Annotated in this window: 14 protein-coding genes and 1 pseudogene; 10 read left to right on the top strand and 5 right to left on the bottom strand. The window is 73.0% G+C overall.

Going from position 1 to position 19,558, the window contains the following annotated elements; all coding sequences use genetic code 11:
* The first annotated feature begins 42 nt into the window (after nucleotides 1-42).
* Genes LMU33_RS00325 through LMU33_RS00315 form a run of 3 tightly spaced genes read left to right on the top strand, consistent with a single transcriptional unit; the run spans nucleotide 43 to nucleotide 4,030 of the window.
* On the top strand, nucleotides 43-1,545 hold the full coding sequence (locus tag LMU33_RS00325; protein ID WP_228616150.1) for a vWA domain-containing protein: 1,503 nt from the start codon (nucleotides 43-45) through the stop codon (nucleotides 1,543-1,545).
* The gene (locus LMU33_RS00320; protein ID WP_228616148.1) at nucleotides 1,542-2,729 is read left to right on the top strand and encodes a GlnX family signal transduction membrane protein; all 1,188 of its coding nucleotides are present in this window, start codon (nucleotides 1,542-1,544) and stop codon (nucleotides 2,727-2,729) included. Before LMU33_RS00325 ends, LMU33_RS00320 begins: the two co-directional genes overlap by 4 nt.
* Nucleotides 2,726-4,030 carry an ABC transporter substrate-binding protein gene (locus LMU33_RS00315; RefSeq protein ID WP_228616146.1) on the top strand — a complete coding sequence of 435 codons (1,305 nt, stop codon included), beginning with the start codon at nucleotides 2,726-2,728 and terminating at the stop codon, nucleotides 4,028-4,030. The genes LMU33_RS00320 and LMU33_RS00315 overlap by 4 nt, the downstream gene beginning before the upstream one ends.
* A 36-nt stretch (nucleotides 4,031-4,066) precedes the next feature.
* Here LMU33_RS00315 and LMU33_RS00310 read toward each other — a convergent pair whose 3' ends face one another.
* A complete protein-coding gene (locus LMU33_RS00310; protein ID WP_228616144.1) occupies nucleotides 4,067-5,224 on the bottom strand; it encodes a magnesium and cobalt transport protein CorA in 1,158 nt (385 codons plus the stop codon).
* A gap of 135 nt (nucleotides 5,225-5,359) precedes the next feature.
* Between LMU33_RS00310 and LMU33_RS00305 the strand changes: the two genes are divergently transcribed.
* From LMU33_RS00305 to dmpI, 3 genes are all read left to right on the top strand, one after another.
* Nucleotides 5,360-6,469 (top strand): winged helix DNA-binding domain-containing protein, encoded by a 1,110-nt coding sequence (locus LMU33_RS00305; RefSeq protein ID WP_228616142.1) that lies wholly within the window; start codon nucleotides 5,360-5,362, stop codon nucleotides 6,467-6,469.
* Between the two features lie 23 nt (nucleotides 6,470-6,492).
* Nucleotides 6,493-7,359, top strand: a complete 867-nt coding sequence (locus tag LMU33_RS00300; RefSeq protein WP_228616140.1) for a LysR family transcriptional regulator — start codon at nucleotides 6,493-6,495, stop codon at nucleotides 7,357-7,359.
* A gap of 92 nt (nucleotides 7,360-7,451) precedes the next feature.
* Nucleotides 7,452-7,634: a 4-oxalocrotonate tautomerase DmpI gene (gene dmpI, locus LMU33_RS00295; protein ID WP_076090755.1), complete on the top strand. Its 183-nt coding sequence runs from the start codon at nucleotides 7,452-7,454 to the stop codon at nucleotides 7,632-7,634.
* Nucleotides 7,635-7,770: 136 nt separating this feature from the next.
* Here dmpI and LMU33_RS00290 read toward each other — a convergent pair whose 3' ends face one another.
* The 3 genes from LMU33_RS00290 to LMU33_RS00280 all read right to left on the bottom strand — a co-directional run bounded on the left by LMU33_RS00290 (nucleotide 7,771) and on the right by LMU33_RS00280 (nucleotide 12,608).
* Nucleotides 7,771-8,562 (bottom strand): S1 family peptidase, encoded by a 792-nt coding sequence (locus tag LMU33_RS00290; protein WP_228616138.1) that lies wholly within the window; start codon nucleotides 8,560-8,562, stop codon nucleotides 7,771-7,773.
* 204 nt (nucleotides 8,563-8,766) lie between these two features.
* Nucleotides 8,767-11,625 carry an ATP-binding protein gene (locus LMU33_RS00285; RefSeq protein ID WP_228616137.1) on the bottom strand — a complete coding sequence of 953 codons (2,859 nt, stop codon included), beginning with the start codon at nucleotides 11,623-11,625 and terminating at the stop codon, nucleotides 8,767-8,769.
* A 152-nt stretch (nucleotides 11,626-11,777) separates the two neighbouring features.
* Nucleotides 11,778-12,608 carry a response regulator transcription factor gene (locus LMU33_RS00280; protein ID WP_228616135.1) on the bottom strand — a complete coding sequence of 277 codons (831 nt, stop codon included), beginning with the start codon at nucleotides 12,606-12,608 and terminating at the stop codon, nucleotides 11,778-11,780.
* Between the two features lie 152 nt (nucleotides 12,609-12,760).
* Here LMU33_RS00280 and LMU33_RS00275 point away from each other — a divergent pair, with 152 nt between their 5' ends.
* Nucleotides 12,761-14,434: an AMP-binding protein gene (locus LMU33_RS00275; protein ID WP_228616133.1), complete on the top strand. Its 1,674-nt coding sequence runs from the start codon at nucleotides 12,761-12,763 to the stop codon at nucleotides 14,432-14,434.
* Complete coding sequence (locus tag LMU33_RS00270) at nucleotides 14,431-16,047, top strand: AMP-binding protein (protein ID WP_372477838.1); 1,617 nt, start codon at nucleotides 14,431-14,433, stop codon at nucleotides 16,045-16,047. Before LMU33_RS00275 ends, LMU33_RS00270 begins: the two co-directional genes overlap by 4 nt.
* Before the next feature lie 322 nt (nucleotides 16,048-16,369).
* On the opposite strand, the pseudogene LMU33_RS42195 reads toward LMU33_RS00270, so the two are convergent.
* Nucleotides 16,370-16,807: pseudogene (locus LMU33_RS42195) on the bottom strand (hypothetical protein); the annotation flags it as partial.
* 421 nt (nucleotides 16,808-17,228) lie between these two features.
* Here LMU33_RS42195 and LMU33_RS41840 point away from each other — a divergent pair.
* Complete coding sequence (locus LMU33_RS41840) at nucleotides 17,229-17,411, top strand: hypothetical protein (protein ID WP_372477855.1); 183 nt, start codon at nucleotides 17,229-17,231, stop codon at nucleotides 17,409-17,411.
* 301 nt (nucleotides 17,412-17,712) lie between these two features.
* Entirely contained in the window at nucleotides 17,713-19,500 is a 1,788-nt protein-coding gene (gene gcl, locus LMU33_RS00255; RefSeq protein ID WP_228616131.1) for a glyoxylate carboligase, read from the top strand.
* The last annotated feature ends 58 nt before the right edge of the window (nucleotides 19,501-19,558 follow it).

Genomic DNA, 19,558 nt, shown 5'->3' with positions numbered 1-19,558 from the left:
AAGTACGCCCGAGTACGCCCGTGACCACCTGGGGGACACACGATGACCGTGGCCGAGGAGATCGAGGTGACCCTCGCGGTCGGCCAGCAGAAGGAACTGCCCGCCGTGCCCGCGCCCGGGCAGCCCGCCGACCGGGAGATGCACGCCATCCTGGAGATCGGCGTCCGCGGCCACGGCGGCCCCGGCTCCGGCCCCGCACCCGCCCAGGGGGCGGGCCCCGCACTCGCCGAGGTGCTGATCGTCGACACCTCCCGCTCCATGCTCCACCCCGCCGCCAAGCTGCACGCGGCGAAGGACGCCACCGCCGCGGCGGTCCGGCTGCTGCCCGACGGCACCGCGTTCGCCGTGCTCTCCGGGCGGTTCGACGCCACCGTGGTCCATCCCGGCCCCGGCCGCGCCCCGATGGCCGTCGCCGACCCCGCCGAGCGGAAGGCCGCCGAGCGGTCCGTACGAATCCTGGACGCGGACGGCGGCACCGCCCTCGGCACCTGGCTCGACCTCGCCCGGCGGCTGCTGAAGGAGCAGCCCGCCCCCGTCAAGCACGTCCTCCTCCTCACCGACGGGCGCAACGAGCACGACCACCGGGCCGCCATGTCGCTGGACAACGCGCTGGACGCCTGCGAGGGCCGGTTCGTCTGCGACGCCTGGGGCATCGGCGACGACTGGGACGCCGAGCAGCTGCTGCGCATCACCCGGCGGCTGCACGGCCGCGCCGGAGCGGTCCGTGAGGAGGCCGAACTGGCCGCCGCCTACGAGGAGTTGGTGACCGGTCTGCTCGGCACCGCGATCCCCGAGCTGCGGATCAGGATCACCCCCACCCCCGGCACGGTGATCCGCCGGGTCAAGCAGGTCGTCCCGGGCGAGCAGGAACTGTCCGCCGTGCCGGCCGGCTCCGGCGGACGTGGCACCGAGTACGTCACCCGCGCCTGGGGCGACGAGATACGGCACTACCAGGTCGTCCTCACCGCCGACCCGGCCGGCCACGAGACCGGCGAGGACCTCCAGCTCGCCGCCGTGGAGGTCGCCGTACCCGACTTCGGACGCCCGGTACGGCTGCCCGTGCCCCAGCCCGTCCTGGTCCGCTGGACCGACAACCCGCTCGACGCCTCCCGGCAGCATCCCGGGGTCCGCCGGTACGAGCTGTACCAGCAGGTGAGCGCCGCCGTCGCGGGCGCCTACCAGGCCTGGCTGCGCGGCACCGGCGGCCGGGCCGCCGCCGACCGCCACCTGGCGCGCGCCCTGGCCCTCGCCGCCGAGCTGGGCGACGCCCAGCTCGGCGGCGCGCTGCGGCGGATCGAGGAACCGGGCACCGGCCGGGTCCGCGCCGGCCTGAAGGACGTCGACTGGCAGCACCTGATCCTGTCCAGCGCCATGACGACCCCGCCGCAGCCGCCCGCCCCCGGACCACCGTCCGCGCCCCCGCCCGGCACCGCCACGCCCCCCGACGCCCTGATCGAGTGCCCGCACTGCAAGTGGCTCGGCCCGGCCGACTCCGTCTACTGCGGTGGCGACTGCGGACGCCGGCTGAGGGAGCCGGCCTCATGACCCCCGGCACGCGCGCGACGCCTCCCGGCGGCGACCCGGGCCAGGAGGCTCGTGCGGGCGGCCGGGGCGGCGACCTGCGTCAGTCTTCCGACGCGTTCCGTGGCCGGGCCGGCGGAAACCGGCCCGGCGTACCCTCCCGCGGTACGTCCCCCGACGCCCCCGCCGGCCCCGCTGCCCCCGGCGGCCGACCCGCTCCCGCCGGCCGCCGCACCCCCGCCGGAAGACCGGCCCACCTCCTGCACCGGCTGCTGCCTCCCGACCGGCGCGCACCGGACGGCGGCAGTACCACCGCCCACGACCTCGCCGTGCGCCACCGCCTCCTGCTGGCCCTGTCCGCGCTGCTGACGCTGTCGCTGTTCCTGTCCTACGAGGGCGTGCACGGTGACGCGAACCCGTTGCGCACCTCCAGCGCTCCGGCCGTGCTGTCGCTGGACACCGCGCTGTACGCCCTCGGCCAGGCCCAGCGGGACGCCGGCGCGACGGCACCGACCAGCGACTTCCAGAAGCAGATCTCGGTCGCCGCGCAGAGCCTCGCGGCCGCCGCCGGGGACGACGTCGGCGGGCCGGCGGGCCGGCAGGCCCTGCAGACGGTCGCCGGACTGATCACCGTGTACGCCGTCAAGGTCCAGCAGGCCCAACTCCAGCCCGCCGACAGCGTGTTGCGCGAGGCATACCTCAGCTACGCCACCAGCGTCCTGACCGACGAAGGCTCCGGGATCCAGGCCCGGCTGAAGGCACTGCAGGGGCAGCAGCGCGCCGCGGTGCACCGGCAGACCTCGTTCGGCCCGCTGCTGTGGCTCGGCTGGACCACGACCCTGCTGCTGGCCCTCGCCCTCGGCGCCGCCCTGCTGGAGACCCAGTTGTTCCTGCGCCGGCGTTTCCGTCGCCGGTACAACCGCGGCCTCCTCGCGGCGGGCGCCCTGCTGGCGGCCGGGCTCGCCGCCACGCTGCTGTTCACGGTGTGGACGCACCAGGGGATGGCGGACACCCGCGCGTTGCTCGACCGCCCGCTGACCGGGCGGCTCATCACCGACGCCGGACAGCACACCGCGTCGTACCTGGCGCACACCGGTTTCCGCGCTTCGGCCGCGGTGTGGATCCTGATAGGAGGCATCCTGCTCATGGCCCTCGCCGAGACGGGACTGCGGCAGCACATCGACGACTACCGGTTCAGGACCCGGTGAGCGCCCCGCAGGGCGGCCCCGCGACGCCGGCCGCCGCCCCTCGTGCCCGCCGCGTCCGCACCCTGACCGTGGTGGCGAGCTGCCTGGTCCTGCTGGCTGCGGCCGTGGTGTTCGCCGTACGCGCCCTCGGCCAGGAGCCGACCGTCACGCTGCTCGCCAACTGGACCGGCACCGACGAGCGGAACTTCCGGGAGTCGGTCATCGAGCCCTTCGAGCGGAAGTACCACATCCACGTCGACTACCAGGGCAGCTCCGCCGAGAGCCAGGTGCTCGGCGCCGACGTGGAGGCCGGGACGCCCCCGGACGTGGTGGTGCTGACCGGTCCCGGCGAGCTGGCGGACTACGCCCGGCAGGGACAGCTGAAACCGCTGGACGACCTTGTGCCCCGGGCCGGTTTCGGCGCGTCCTGGACCACGCCGCTGGACGGGCACGTGTACTGGTTCCCGCTCAAGGCCGACCTGAAGTCCATCGTCTGGTACCCGGCCGGCACGAGCGAGCGGCAGCGCGCCGAGGCGGCGGGCAGGCCCGGCCGGTGGTGCGTCGGCATGGGCTCCGGCGCGACCAGCGGCTGGCCCGGCACGGACTGGATCGAGGACATCCTGCTCCAGCAGTACGGCCCCGGCACCTATCAGCGCTGGGCGCGCGGCGAACTGCCCTGGACGTCCAAGGAGGTCCGGTCGGCCTGGACCACCTGGGGACGGCTGGTGGGGGCCGGCGGGGACCGCGAGCTGGTCCGGCGCGCGCTGAAGACGCCGTACCAGGACGCGTCGAAACCGGTTACCGGCAACCCGCGCGGCTGCACCCTGGAGCACCAGGCGTCCTTCATCCGCAACCAGGAGTCGTGGAAACGCGCGGACGGCCGTTACGAGCCCTCGGCCCGGCGGATCCCCGGGGCCAGGGCGAGCGACGCCTGGGAGGTCTCCGGTGACCTGGTCGCCCTGCTGCACGACACCCCGGAGGCAAGGACGCTGATCCGGCACCTCGCCTCGGCGGGCGCCCAACGCGCCTGGAACGCCGAGGAATCCGGTTTCTCGGTCAGTCCCGGGGCGCAGCCGGCGCCCTCCGACGCCGGCGCGGCCTGGCACCGGTCTCTCGCCGCGACCCTCCTCGACGACCGGGCGGTGCACTGCTTCGACGCCTCCGACGCCATGCCGCCCTCGGTGCGCGACGCGTTCGCCGAGGCGGCGATCGAGTTCCTCGCCCACCCCGACCATCTGAACGCCCTGCTGACCTCGCTGGACACCCTCAGCCGCACCCAGGGCCTGACCTGGGTCCCCTCGGTGTGCGACCGCGCCCCATGAGCGACGCGCGGACGCCGCCGGACACCGTTGCGGGGCTTACAGCCAGTCCCGCTTCTTGAAGACCACGTACAGCGTCAGACACACCACGCCCATCAGCCCGATCGCGAACGGGTAGCCGAACAGCCAGTGCAGCTCCGGCATGTGGTCGAAGTTCATGCCGTAGATCGTGCCGACGAGGGTGGGGGCGAAGAGGATGGCCGCCCACGACGAGATCTTCTTCACCTCCTCGTTCTGCTCGAACCCCGCCTCCGCCAGTGCCCGCATCTCCGCGTTCTGCTGCTGGGTGACCAGGGTGGCGTTGACCGTGAGGATCTCCGAGAGGGCCTGGCGGAAGCCGTCGACGCGTTCGCTGATGTGGGTGACGTGGTCGGCGACGTCGCGCAGGTAGCGCTGGAGTTCCTCGTCGGTCTCGTACTTGGCGAAACCGGCCATCAGCCCGTGCAGCATGCCGACCAGAGGGCGGGTGGCCCGCTGGAACTCCACCATTTCCCGGGAGAGTTCGTAGATGCGGCGGGAGACCTCGGGATCGCCGCGGAACACCTCGGTCTCGATCTCGTCGATGTCGTTCTGGACGCCTGAGACCACCGGCGCGTAGCCGTCGACGACGGCGTCGAGGATCGCGTACAGGACGGCTTCCGGTCCGAGTTTCAGCAGGTCCGGACTGTCTTCCATACGGCGGCGGACGGCCGACAGGTCCGGGGCCGCGCCGTGCCGGAGCGTGATGACGAAGTCCGGGCCGACGAACACGTGCAGCTCGCCGAAGTCGACCTCCTCCGGCGCGTCCAGATAGCGGGCGGCGCGCAGCACGACGAACAGCGTCTGGCCGTACCGCTCCAGCTTGGGCCGCTGGTGCGCCTCCATCGCGTCCTCGACCGCGAGCGGGTGCAGGCCGAACTCGGCGGCCAGCGAGTGCAGATCGGCCCCGGTGGGCCTGGCCAGCCCGATCCAGGCCATCCCCGAGGACTGCTCGCGCAGCTCGCGGAAGGTCTCGGCGAGGGTGGCGGGGGAGGAGACGCGGACGCCGTCGCGGTACAGCGCCGCCTGGACGATGCTCGCCGGCTCGGCGCCGTCCGCCGGAGCGGGGGCGGCCGGGGACGCCTCGGCGACGGGGGACTGGGGCTGGGTGAGGGCGCGGCGAAAGACGGACCTGCGCCCGCCGTTCCCGCCGTTCCTGCCGTTCTCTCGCTCGGACATCGGCCGCCTCGTGGGAACCCGGGGGACAGGAGGAGAAGGATATCGGCGGGGTGCCGCGGGCGGCGCGCGCGGCGGTGAAGGGTCGGGTGAGAGTCGCGGACAGCAGGTGTCCGCGATGCCGGTTAGCGTGCCGCCATGACGAAGAGCAGTAGGACGAAGGCCCCCCTCCTGGATGTCCGCGGCCTCAACCGGGCCACGCTGGAACGCCAGCTGCTGCTGCGCCGCTCGGCGCTGTCCCCGGCTGCCGCCGTGGGGCATCTGCTCGGTCTCCAGGCGCAGAACGTCAAACCGCCGTACTACGCCCTCGCCGCCCGCCTCGACGGCTTCGCACCGCAGGAGCTGTCCGCGCTCATGGCCGGCCGCCAGGTCGCCCGGATCGTCACCCTGCGCTCCACCCTGCACACCCACACCGCCGGGGACTGCCTCACCCTGCGGCCCCTCGTCCAGCCGGCCCGGGACCGCGAGCTGGGCCAGTTCCGCACCGGCCTGGCCGGTGTCGACCTGGACGTCCTGGCCGGCCTCGCCCGCGAGCTGGTCGAGGCCGAGCCGCGGACCATGGCCCAGCTGCGGCAGGCGCTGAGCGCCCGGTGGCCGGACGCCGACCCGCAGGCCCTCGCCGTCGCCGCCCGCTGCACCCTGCCCCTGGTCCAGGTCACCCCGCGCGGGCTGTGGGGCCGCAGCGGCCAGGTCGCCCTCACCACCGTCGAACACTGGCTCGGCCGCCCGGCCGGTCCGGCCCCCGAGCCGGAGGCCGTTGTCCTGCGCTATCTCGCCGCCTTCGGCCCGGCGTCCGTCAAGGACATGCAGACCTGGGCCGGGCTCACCCGGCTCAGGAGCGCCTTCGAACGGCTCCGCCCCCGACTGCTCACCTTCCGGGACCCGCACGGAGTCGAGCTCTTCGACCTCCCCGACGCCCCGCGCCCCGACCCGGACACCCCGGCCCCGCCCCGCTTCCTGCCCGAGTTCGACAACCTCCTGCTCTCCCACGCCGACCGCGGCCGCGTCGTACCCGCCGAGCACCGGGGCCGCCACTGGCAGGGGAACCAGGCCTACCGCACCCTGCTGGTGGACGGCTTCCTGGCCGGCCTGTGGAAGCTCGACCCCGAGGCCCTGGTCATCGAGCCCTTCGCCGGGCTGACCCGGGCCCAGCGGGACGAGGTCACCGCGGAGGGGGAGCGGATGCTCCGCGTCCTGCACCCGGAGGCGTCGTACGACATCCGCTTCGGGACGGTCGTACGGCCCTGAGGCCCAGCCTCTACAGTCGGCCCATGGAACTCCGCCAGCTCAGCTATTTCGTCGCCGTCGCCGAGGAGTTGCACTTCGGGCGGGCGGCCGAGCGGTTGCACATCGTGCAGTCGGCGGTCAGCCAGCAGATACAGCGGCTGGAGCGGGAGCTGGGGGCCGAGCTGTTCGACCGGTCGCCGCGCCGGGTGCGGCTGACCGGCGCGGGGGAGCGGCTGCTGCCCGAGGCACGCGCGGTGCTCGCGGCCGCGGAGAAGGCCCGGGCCTCGGTGGCCGCGCCCGCCGGGCTGCGCCTCGGCACCAGCACCGGGCTCGGCGCCCATCTGGACCGGGTGCTGGCCGCGTTCGCCGAGCGGGCGCCCGAGGTGCCGGTGGAACTGGTCTCCCTGCCGGCCGGGGAGCGGCTCGCCAGGGTCGCGGCGGGCCGGCTGGACGCCGCGTTCGTGCGCTCGGCGCAGCCCCCGGCCGGCGTCCGCGTGGTGCCCCTGTGGCCGGATCCGCTGGTCGCCGCCGTGCCGGCCACGCACCCCCTCGCGCGGCAGGCCGAGATCGGCCTGGCCGACCTCGCCGGGCTGCCCCTCGCCCTCGCCCCGCGCAGCGCCAACCCCGCCCTGGTGGATCTGGTCCTCGGCGCCTGCCACGCGGCCGGGTTCGAGCCGGTGCCCGGAAGGGCCGGCGGCACCCTGCAGGACACCCTCGCCACCATCGGGTCCCGCCCCCTGTGGACGGTCGTCTTCGCCTCCCACGCGCGCGTGCTGGCCACGCCCCGGGTGGCGTACGTCCCCTTCCGATCACCCGGACTGGCTCTGGAAACCGGTCTCGCCGTGCCCTCCGACGCCCCCTCCCCGCACCTGGCGGAACTGCTCCTGGCCTGCGCCGATCACGAAAGCTGATCGCTGCGGTCGCGGACTGCTTCTTGGTCGGGGACGCGCGCCGCGATGGACTGGACCCACCGGACAGGCACACCGATCGAGGGAGTTCAGCCATGCCGATCGTCACCATCCAGCAGGGCCCGCGCGATGTCGAGCTCAAGCGGGAGCTGGTCAAGCGGGTCACCGACGCGTTCGTCGACGCGTACCGGATCCCGGCGGAGACCGTGCAGGTGTGGATCCACGAGGTCCCGGCGGACAGCTGGGGCGCGGCCGGGAAGCTCACGGCCGACAAGTAGCCCCCCGCGTTCCACGGGGGTGAACGTGGAGAGGGGGGCGCTGCGGGCCGCTCGTGGTGGCTCGCAACGCCCCCCTGGCATCTACCTGAGGGGTGCTCAGGTGTCCCTCTTCCGGGTTACGAGCGGACCTGCGCGGTCATGAACCGACCTGCGCGGTCACGAGGTCCGAGAAGGTGGTCAGCCGGGTGTACACACCCGGGTAACCGGCCTCCGCGCACCCCTCGCCCCAGGAAGTGATCCCTGCCAGGACGCCCCCGATGAGCAGGGGACCGCCGCTGTCGCCCTGGCAGGTGTCTACGCCGCCGGAGGAGTGTCCGGCGCACACCATGTCGGACTGGACGAAGTCCGAACCGTAGGAGCTCTTGCAGCTGGAGTCGGACACGATCGGGACGGTCGCGGTCCGCAGCTGGTTGGAGGAGCTGCCGTTCTCCGAGGTGGTCCCCCAGCCGAGGATCCGGGCCGTGGCGCCGGCCGCGTACACGCCCGTCTGGGAGGAGGAGACGTACGACACCGGCTTGTACGGCATCGACGTCTCCAGGGTCAGCACCGCCACGTCGTCGCCGTTGGTGGCGTCCGTGTAGCCCGGGTTGACCCAGATCTTGCCGACCTTGCTGACCATGCCGTCGGTGCCGTTGAGATTGGTCCGGCCGCCGACCACACGGACGTTGCCGGCGGACTCGCCCGCCATGCAGTGCGCCGCCGTCACGACCTTGGTGGCGGCCACCAGCGTGCCGCCGCAGAACTGGTTGCCGGACGCGTCGGTGATCTGCATGACGAACGGGTACGCCGCCGTCGTGGTGGTCGTGCCGCCGACGATGGGCTGAGGGGCGGCGCTCGCCGTGGGGGAGGCGAGCAGCACGGTCGCCGCGGCGGCGGCACCCGCCACCAGGGTCGCGGCGGGCTGTCTTGCACGTCTGGGCCCGAACATGAGTCTCCTCAGTGGGTTGCACCGGTGGGGGATCGCACGGGTGTGGGGGGTTGCACGGGGGTCTCGGGACCGACCCCCGTATGCCCGGGCGAGCGGCACGCCCTTTACGCTAGGACCCGGAACCCTCGGGTCCCAATGAGGGAACCCCCTAGCGGGTTGGGTGAGGGAAAACCCTCGGTCCGGTTCAGTTAACCGGCCGCGTTCTCACTTCGCGCGGCGAGCCGCCGCCAATCGGACGATGTCGACCCGCGAGCGGATCCCCAGCTTGCGGTAGACCCGGGTCAGGGTCGCCTCCACCGTCTTGACGCTGATGAACAGCCGGGCGGCGATCTCCCGGTTGGTGGCGCCCTCCATGACCAGTGCGGCGACCTGACGCTCCATCGCGGCCAGCACGTCCAGCGCGTTCAGGGCGTCCGGCACGGCGAGCTCCGGTTCCGGCTCGGGGACGGTGAGGGATTCGTCCACCTGGCGCAGCCAGGGCAGCGCCCGGCAGCGGCGGAACATCCGGGTGGCCTGGTCGTACGCCGAGGAGGCCGTGCCTGTTCGGGCCTGCGGGGCGCCAAGGCCCGTGGCCGGGCGCGTGCCGAGCAACCGGGCCAGCGCGAAGGCGGCCCGCGCCTCCTCCAGCCCGTAGCCCAGTTTGCCGAGCCGGTCCTGAGCGGACGTCAGCTGGGCGACCGCGGCCTCCAGGTCCCCCTGGGCGGCCCGCACCAGTGCCTCGGAGCGGTCCAGGACGGCGAGGACGCTCTCCCGGCCGAGGCGCAGGGCGTGCTCGCGGCTCGCGTCGATGACGTCCTGCGCCTCGGCCGGTTCACCGATCCGGACCAGCGCCTCGGCGAGATCGCCCTGCCAGCGCCCGCGCGCGGGGTCGGTGATCCCGAGTCCCAGCTCCAGCGTCCGCACCCGGCGCAGGGAGCGCACCGTGCCCGCCGGGTCCCCGGCCACCAGCTGGGCGTATCCGAGCGCGCCCAGGGCCCGGGAGAGGTACATCTGGTCGCCGTCCTCCTCGGCGTGCTCGACCGCCTCCCGGGCGAGCGCGAGGGCCCGGTCCACGTCCCCGCCGGAGGCCTCGGCGAGCGAGGTGAGCATCGCCGAGGCGGTCTCGCCGATCCCGGAGTCCCGGGCGAGGCGCAGACTCTCGCGGGCCAGCTCCAGGGCGCGCCCGCAGTGCCCGACGCGCAGCTCGGTCTCGGCGAGGCCGCGCAGGAAGTGCACCTCGCTCTCCACCGAGCCGCGCCGGCGCACCTCGCGCAGCAGCGCGGTGACCGTCGCCCGGGCCTCGGTCAGCTGGTCGCTCATGACCAGCCAGCGGAACCGGGCGCTGCCCGCCCCGTTGTGGTGGCAGGCCACCCTGGGGTCCTGAGGCTCCTTCAGGGCGCGTTGGATGGTCCGGGGCGCCTCCGGGTGGCCCATCAGGGTCTCGGTCTGGGCCTGGAAGGCGAGGGAGAGCAGTTCGGTGCGCCGGTCCTTGCCGCGCGCGGCCAGTTCGGCGGCGTGCGCGGCGGCCTCGCGGGCCTCGGTGAAGTCGCCCTCGACGATCAGCGCCCGCCAGGCCAGCTGGTAGTGCACCAGCGCCAGCAGCCGGGGGTCGTCGCCGGCGTCGGCGAGGGCCTGCGGGAAGACGGCGTCGACCTCGGCCATGGTGTGGCCGGCGGTGTCGATGACGATGATCCAGGCCCGCACCCGGTCGGCGGGCACGGTGGCCTTGGACAGCACCTCGCGGGCGATGTCCCGGGCCAGGTCGATCTCCCCCGCGGTGATCGCGTCCTCGGCGGCCTGCAGCCGGCGCTCCTCCTGGCTCGGCACACCGTCGGCGGGGGTGTGCCGGGCGGCGAGCAGACCCAGGTGGGCGGCGACCGAGGGGGCGCCGCGGTCCCGGGCGAGGGCGGCGGCCTCGGCGAGCCGGGCGGCGACGTCCGGATCGGTGCCGGTGGTGGCGAGGGCCAGGTGCCGGGCCCGTTCGATCGGATCGGAGGCGGCCGTGGACAGGGCCGCGTGCGCGGCGCGCCGCTCGTGTGCGGGCGCCTCCGCGTACAGCGCGGCCGATATCAGCGGGTGCGCGAACCGTACGGCGGGGGCGTCGGGCTCGGTGGCCAGCAGCCCGAGTTCGGCGGCCTGGGCGCACTCGGCCTCGGCGTTGGTCCGGCCGGCCGCGTGCAGCAACGCCGGGGTGGGGCGGGCGCCGGCGCTGGCCACCAGCAGGGTGCGGCGGGCCTCGACGGACAGCATGTCCAGGCGGCTGAGCACCAGGGCGCGCAGGCTGGTCGGCACCGGCAGCGGCTCGCCCGGCCGGGGCGGGGTGGGACTGTCGGCGAGCGCGCGGCCGAGTTCCAGGGCGAACAGCGGATTGCCGCCGCTGGTGCGGTGGATCTCGCGGAGGGTGGAGCGGGGCAGGTTGCCGTGGCCGCGGTGGTCGAGCAACTGGGCGACCCGGGCGCGGGAGAGCGGGCCCAGCCGGACGGCGAGGGTGCCCGGCGGGCAGGCGCGCAGATGCCGGTCGTACTCCTGGCTCTCCTGGCCCTCGGTGCGTACCGCGCACAGCAGTTGCACCGGGGTGCCCTCCAGGCGGCGGGCGGCGAAGCCGAGCAGTTCGGCGCTGGCCGGGTCCAGCCACTGCAGGTCGTCGGCGACGACGAGGACACCGCCGTGCGCGGCGAGGGCGCGCAGCGCGGAGAGCACCGCGAGGCGCAGGGCCAGTCCGTCGCGCTGGAGGCTGGACTCGCCGCGGCCGGTGAGCGCCGACTCCAGGGCCGTGCGCTGGGCGACGGGCAGCCGGGGGGAGACGTCGTCGAGGACCAGGCCGAAGAGGTCGGCGAGGGCCAGGAAGGGGAGGTGGGATTCGGACTCGGTGGCCGAGCAGCGCAGGACGGTGCGGGCAGTGGTGCCGTATTCCTCGGCCAATGCCCGCAGGACGGTGGATTTCCCTATTCCGGCGGGACCGTGGAGCAGCACACTGCCGCCCGAGGCGAGTTGGTCACGGGCGCCGGCGAACAACTCCTCGCGGCCGATGACCAGGTCGGGGCGGCACCTGGCAGGCTCCTGGAAGTCCCGTCGCACGGTCACCGCTCCCCTCGTGTGTCGTGTTCGGGCCAAATTCTAGGCAACGATCCATGAAATTCGGACGGAAGCCGTGGTGAGGGAAATAACAAACGGTCAAGCATAAGGAAATTCAAGGCGTCTACGCTTGAATGGAAAGGTTTCCCTGTGGCCCGTCGTCACGGCAGCAGTCCCGCCCTGCGGGCCGCGGTCACCGCCTCCCCTCGGGTGTGCGCGCCCAGCTTCCGCATCGCCGAGCGCAGATAGCCCTTCACCGTCTCCGCACGCAGTCCCAGCCGCTCGGCCACGGCCGCGTTGGTCGCCCCCGCCGCCACCCAGGACAGCACGTCGAGCTCGCGCGGCGCCAGGGTCACGCCGACCTTGCGCGACGGCGCGGTCAACAGCCCGCAGGCCGCGAGCAGTTCGGCCCGCAGGTCCGGATCGGTGATCCGGGGGGCCAGGGCCCTCAGCGCCGCATGTGCCTCGCGCACCTGCTCCCAGGCGGCACACTGGTCGCCGCCGACGGGCTCCGGCCGGGCCGCCGCCAGCAGCCCCCGCGCCTCGTCCCGCACCACCAGCGCCTGCTCCACGTCCCGGGCGACGGCCATGGCCGCGCCCAGCGTGCGGTCGCCGAGCGGCTGGGCCGAGCGCAGCGCGCCGTAGAGCACGCCGCGCACCCGGCGCCGTACCACCACGGGCACCGCGACGACCGAGCGAATGCCCTCCGCGGCCACCGGGACGTCGTACTCGTGGCTGATCTGCCGTGAACTCGAGTAGTCCGTCACCGCGCACGGCCGGGCCAGGGCCACCGCCTTGCCGCCGAGTCCGTTGCCGGAGGTCACCGCGAGGGAGCGCAGGGCGGTCGTGGTCGTGCCGCTCAGCTGGCTGATCCGGATCTGCGGCCGGCCGGACTCGACCAGGCCGCCGAAGGCGACCGGCAGCCCCGTGGCGTGCCGCAGCCGGGCGAGCGCACCGCCGATCTCCACCGTCCCCGCCGCGTCTGCCGTCACGTCTTCGCCCCTTCTGCCGCCCCCACCCCCGTTCGGGGGTGGTGAGACCTGCATCACGGATTAGACGATGCCAGAGAGCCGCCCGGCAATGGTCCGGAACAGCGGGAGCGAGCCGCAGGCCCAGGGCGCGCCGGTGACGCGAGGAGTGTGTGATGACGACGGTGACCGAGTCGTTCCGGGAGGCCCGGGACTTTCTGCTGGCGCACCGGGAGGACTACGCCGCCGCCTGTGAGGGCTTCTCCTGGCCGCGGCCCGCGCACTTCAACTGGGCGCTGGACTGGTTCGACGTGATCGCCGCCGGCAACGACCGGACCGCGCTGCACATCGTCGAGGAGGACGGCGGCGAGACGCGGCTGTCCTTCGCCGAGATGTCCGAGCGGTCGAACCGGGTCGCTAACCATCTGCGTGCGCGGGGTGTCGCCGCCGAGGACCGGATCCTGGTCATGCTCGGCAACCAGGCCGAACTGTGGGAGACCGCGCTGGCCGCGATGAAGCTGCGCGCGGTCGTCATCCCCGCCACCCCGCTGCTCGGTCCGGCCGACCTGCGCGACCGGGTGGACCGGGGCCGGGTGAAGCACGTGGTCGTACGGGCGGAGGACGCCGCGAAGTTCGCCGAGGTGCCCGGTGGGTACACCCGGATCTCGGTCGGCGGCCCGCCGCAGGAGGGCTGGGAGCCGTACGAGGACGCGTACACCGCCCCCGCCGAGTTCGTCCCCGACGGGCCCACCCTGGCCGACGACCCGCTGATGCTCTACTTCACCTCCGGTACGACCGCCCGCCCCAAGCTCGTCGAGCACACCCACACCTCGTACCCGATCGGGCATCTGGCCACCATGTACTGGATCGGCCTGAAACCCGGTGACGTGCACCTGAACATCTCCTCGCCGGGCTGGGCCAAGCACGCCTGGTCCAATCTGTTCGCGCCGTGGAACGCCGAGGCGACCGTCTTCCTCTTCAACTACACACGGTTCGACGCGGCCCGGCTGATGGCCGAGATGGACCGGTCGGGAGTGACCACCTTCTGCGCCCCGCCGACCGTGTGGCGCATGCTCATCCAGGCCGACCTGAGCCTCCTCGCCACCCCGCCCCGCGAGGTGGTGGCCGCCGGCGAGCCGCTCAACCCCGAGGTCATCGAACAGGTCCGGCGGGCCTGGGGCGTGACCATCCGGGACGGCTTCGGGCAGACCGAGACCGCCGTGCAGGTGTCCAACAGCCCCGGCCAGGTGCTGAAGACCGGCTCGATGGGCCGCCCGAGCCCCGGCTACCGCGTCGAGCTCCTCGACCCCGTCTCCGGTGCGCCCGGCGCCACCGAGGGCGAGATCGCCCTCGACCTGTCCGAGCGTCCGGTCGGCCTGATGACCGGCTACCACGGCGACCCGGACCGCACGGCCGAGGCCATGGCGGGCGGCTACTACCGCACCGGGGACATCGCCGCCCGCGACGAGGACGGCTATCTGACCTACGTCGGCCGCGCGGACGACGTCTTCAAGGCCTCCGACTACAAGATCAGCCCGTTCGAGCTGGAGAGCGCCCTGCTGGAGCACGAGGCGGTGGCCGAGGCCGCCGTGGTGCCCGCGCCGGACGAGCTGCGGCTCGCCGTGCCGAAGGCGTACGTCGTGCTCGCCGAGGGCTTCGAGCCCGGACCGGACACGGCCAAGGTCATCTTCGAGCACTCCCGCCAGGTGCTCGCCCCCTACAAGCGGATCCGCCGGCTGGAGTTCGGCGCGCTGCCCAAGACCGTCTCCGGCAAGATCCGCCGGATCGAACTGCGCGAGGCGACGGCCCAGGGCTCGGAGCACGAGTACCGCGAGGAGGACTTCCGGTGACCGCATCGCCGTCGTACCCGCACGGAACACCGCTGTCGTACACGCACGGAACCGGTTCCACCGCCCTGCTCGGCGACACCATCGGCGCCAACCTGGACCGGGCCGTGGCCGCCTGGCCCGACCGCGAGGCCCTGGTCGACGTGCCGTCGGGGCGGCGCTGGACGTACGCCGAATTCGGCGCGGCCGTCGAGGAGCTGGCGCAGGCGCTGGTCGCGAGCGGAGTCGTCAAGGGCGACCGGGTGGGCATCTGGGCGGTCAACTGCCCGGAGTGGGTCCTGGTCCAGTACGCCACCGCCCGCATCGGCGCGATCATGGTGAACATCAACCCCGCCTACCGCACCCACGAGGTCGAGTACGTCCTCAACCAGGCCGGGATCTCCCTGCTGTTCGCCTCCCTGAGCCACAGGACCAGCGACTACCGCGCGATGGTGGAGGAGGTGCGCGGCAGGTGCCCGGCACTGCGGGAGGTCGCGTACATCGGCGACCCGAGCTGGGAGGCACTGCTCGGCCGGGGCACCGGTGATGCCCCGTACGCGGAACTGTCCTGCGACGACCCGATCAACATCCAGTACACCTCGGGGACCACCGGCTTCCCGAAGGGCGCCACCCTGTCCCACCACAACATCCTCAACAACGGTTACTTCGTGGGCGAGTTGATCGCCTACGGCGAGCAGGACCGCATCTGCATCCCGGTGCCCTTCTACCACTGCTTCGGCATGGTGATGGGCAACCTGGCGGCCACCTCGCACGGCGCCTGCATGGTCATCCCGGCCCCGTCCTTCGACCCGAAGGCCACCCTGGAGGCGGTGCAGCAGGAGCGCTGTACGTCCTTGTACGGCGTGCCGACCATGTTCATCGCCGAACTGAACCTCCCCGACTTCGCCACGTACGACCTCTCGACCCTGCGCACCGGCATCATGGCGGGCTCGCCGTGCCCGGCGGAGGTGATGAAGCGGGTCGTCGCCGAGATGCACATGGCGGAGGTCTCCATCTGCTACGGCATGACCGAGACCTCCCCGGTGTCGCTGCAGACCCGCCGGGACGACGACCTGGAGCACCGCACGGGCACCGTCGGCCGGGTCCTGCCGCACCTGGAGGTCAAGGTCGTCGACCCGGCCACCGGCGTCACCCAACCGCGCGGCACGGCGGGGGAGTTGTGCACCCGCGGCTACAGCGTGATGCTCGGCTACTGGAACGAGCCCGAGAAGACCGCCGAGGCCGTCGACGCGGGCCGCTGGATGCACACCGGGGACCTGGCGGTGATGCGCGAGGACGGGTACGTCGAGATCGTCGGCCGGATCAAGGACATGATCATCCGCGGCGGCGAGAACATCTACCCGCGCGAGATCGAGGAGTTCCTCTACGCCCACCCGAAGATCAGGGACGTCCAGGTCGTCGGGGTGCCGCACGAGAAGTACGGCGAGGAGGTCCTGGCCTGTGTGATCCCGTACGACGCGGCCGACCCGCTCACCCTGGAGGAGTTGCACGCCTTCTGCCGGGGCCGGCTCGCGCACTACAAGATCCCCAGTCGGCTGCAGATCCTCGACTCCTTCCCGATGACCGTGTCCGGGAAGGTGCGCAAGGTCGAACTGCGGGCGGTGTACGGGGCGTGAGACGGCCGGAACGGGGCATGCGGTACCTGCTCGAGGACGGGCCCCGGAGGAGCGCGCCGTCGGCGGTGCACTCGACCGGGACCCGTCGGGGGGCCCTGTCCCGCTGCACGGCCGTGGCTCAGCGGGCCCCGGCGAGCATGCGCAGGGTGGTCGGGTAGGCGACCGCCGTGTCCACCGTGGCGGGGCTGTTGAGCCGGGAGCCGTGGCCGTCACCGTCCCGGCGCAGGAGCCTGCCGGCCGGTCCGCGCAGCCGCCGGTGGTGTTCCGGAACTCCGGTGGAGACAAGCGTCCGGCGGCGGTGGCAGGGCGGTCCCGGGGAGGGTCAGCTCCGTCGGTCCCGCGACCGGGGTCCCGGTTCCGGCGCTCCCTCGGCGTCCAGTGCGTCGGCGTGGTCGTTCACCGCCTGCGGGACGCCCGCGAGGTCCAGGACGAAGAGCGGGATGCCCAGGGCGTCCGCGCGGACCCGGGCCTCGTCCGTGTAGCCCGCGAGGGAGAAGTACACGCAGTCCGCGGACTCCGTCATCGCCGTCAGCCACAGGCACTCCACGTCCCGCGGCGCCGCCGGGCGCACGGTCGGGTCCACCTGGGCGAGGAGCCCGTGCGCGGCGAGCCCGATGCCGTTCGGCGGCCGCTGGTCGGCGCGGCGGAGGTCCCGGTACCCGAGCCAGCGCAGATAGAGCGCGGCGACGGTGACGGCGTCGCGGGCGGTACGGATGGCGCGCGGCGGGAAGGCGGGACGGTGGGCGGGGGACCCCGGCCCGGCCGCAGCGGACGGGATGCCGGGGTACGACGGGGGCATCCCGGTCTGTGCCGGTGGCATACCGGCCTGCGCCGGCGGCCTCCCGGTCTGTGACAGCGGTGTCCCGGCTGCGGTCGGCGGCGTCTCGGAAACGGCTGGCGGCGTGCGGGGGTCGGCCTGGGGTGTGCGCGGGTCTTCCGGGGATGTGCGGGTGTCTGTCGGGGGTGTGCGCGGGGCAGTGGGGGGTGTCCGGGGGTCGGCCTGGGGTGTCCGTGGGGCGGTTGGGTGTGTCCGGGCGTCTGACGCGGGTGTGCGGCGGCCTTCCGGGGATGTGCGGGGATCTGCCGCGGGTGCGCGCGAGCCGGTCAGGGGCCTGCGTGGGTCTGGCAGGGGTGCGCGCGGGGTTGTCGGAGGCGTCGTCGCCACCGGGATGTGCAGGATCGTGCCGCAGGGGCAGCCCAGCTCCGGGTGGGGCCACTGGCTCAGGCGGCCGCAGGCGGTGCACGGCACGCAGATCCACTCGTCGTCCCAGGCCCGGTGGGCCGCCACGGCAGGCTCGGCGGCCGGATCCAGCCGCGGGGCGATCGGCGCGCCGCACGCGCACGGATACGACGGCGCGGTGTAGACGTGCTCGCGCCGACAGGCCGGGCAGCGCACCGGCACGCTCTCGGGCATGGCCCACCCCCAGGCGTCACGTCGGAACAGTCGCGTCGGGACAGCGGCCCCATCGTCCTCCTTCCCACGCCGCTTGTCCGGCGCTTGCCCTGTCTCCACCTCTCTTGACGACAGTTGGTGCGCGCTTCTACATTGATTCCAGATAGTAGAAGTTAGATTCCGCAATGCGGAAGTTTGACACATCTGGAGACTGTGCTCACCGCGGGGCGCGACGGGAGTACGCATCCGAGAAGCCGAAGCAGGAGTACTCGATGGCTCGTATGACCGCTGCCCGCGCGGCAGTTGAGATCCTCAAGCGCGAGGGCGTCACCGACGCCTTCGGTGTGCCGGGAGCGGCGATCAACCCCTTCTACAAGGCGCTCAAGGAGGGTGGCGGCATCAACCACACCCTCGCCCGCCACGTCGAGGGCGCCTCGCACATGGCCGAGGGGTACACCCGCACCAGGCCGGGCAACATCGGCGTCTGCATCGGCACCTCCGGCCCGGCCGGCACCGACATGATCACCGGCCTGTACTCGGCCATCGGCGACTCCGTCCCGATCCTGTGCATCACGGGCCAGGCGCCCACTCACGTGATCCACAAGGAGGACTTCCAGGCCGTCGACATCGCCTCGATCGCCAAGCCGGTCACCAAAATGGCGGTCACCGTCCTGGAGGCCGCGCAGGTCCCGGGCGTCTTCCAGCAGGCCTTCCACCTGATGCGCTCCGGCCGTCCCGGCCCGGTCCTGATCGACCTGCCGATCGACGTCCAGCTGACCGAGATCGAGTTCGACCCGGACACGTACGAGCCGCTGCCCGTCTACAAGCCGGCCGCGACCCGCGCCCAGATCGAGAAGGCGATCTCCTTCCTGCTGGCCGCCGAGCGCCCGGTCATCGTCGCCGGCGGCGGCATCATCGGCGCCGACGCCGCCGACCTGCTGGTGGAGTTCGCCGAGTTGACCCAGACCCCGGTCATCCCCACGCTGATGGGCTGGGGCGCGCTGTCCGACGACCACGAGCTGAACGCCGGCATGGTCGGCGTCCAGACCTCGCACCGGTACGGCAACGCCAACTTCCTGGAGTCGGACTTCGTCCTCGGCATCGGCAACCGCTGGGCCAACCGCCACACCGGCTACAAGCTCGACGTCTACCGCGGCGACCGCAAGTTCGTCCACGTCGACATCGAGCCCACCCAGATCGGCAAGATCTTCCCGCCGGACTACGGCGTGGTCTCCGACGCCAAGGCCGCGCTGGAGCTCTTCATCGAGGTCGCCAAGGAGCTGAAGGCCGCCGGCAAGCTGCCCGACCGCGCCGACTGGGTGGCCTCCACCCAGGAGCGCAAGGCCACCCTCCTGCGCCGTACCCACTTCGACGACGTGCCCATGAAGCCGCAGCGCGTGTACGAGGAGATGAACAAGGCCTTCGGCCCGGACACCCGGTACGTCACCACCATCGGCCTGTCCCAGATCGCCGGCGCGCAGATGCTGCACGTCTACAAGCCGCGGCACTGGATCAACTGCGGCCAGGCCGGCCCGCTCGGCTGGACCATCCCGGCCGCGATCGGCGTCGCCAAGGCCGACCCGGACAGCCCGGTGGTCGCCCTGTCCGGGGACTACGACTTCCAGTTCCTGATCGAGGAGCTGGCGGTCGCTGCCCAGCACAGGATCCCGTACGTCCACGTCCTGGTGAACAACGCCTACCTCGGCCTGATCCGTCAGGCGCAGATCGGCCTGGACATCAACTTCCAGGTCAACCTGGAGTTCGAGAACATCAACACGCCGGAGATCGGCGTCTACGGCGTCGACCACGTGAAGGTCGCCGAGGGTCTGGGCTGCAAGGCGATCCGGGTGACCGAGCCGGATCAGCTGGGCGCGGCCTTCGAGCAGGCGAAGAAGCTGGCCGCGGAGTACCGGGTGCCGGTCGTCGTCGAGGCGATCCTGGAGCGGATCACCAACATCTCGATGAGCCGCACCATGGACATCAGCGACATCTCCGAGTTCGAGGACCTGGCCACCGAGCCGGGTCACGCGCCGACGTCGATCAAGCCGCTGAAGGTCTGATCCCGCCCCGCACACCAAGGGCGGCCCGTCCATAGGACGGGCCGCCCTTTCGCGTCCC

This window comes from Streptomyces barringtoniae (assembly GCF_020819595.1).
GTDB classification, from domain to species: domain Bacteria; phylum Actinomycetota; class Actinomycetes; order Streptomycetales; family Streptomycetaceae; genus Streptomyces; species Streptomyces barringtoniae.
This window is presented reverse-complemented; position numbering and strand designations above follow the sequence as displayed.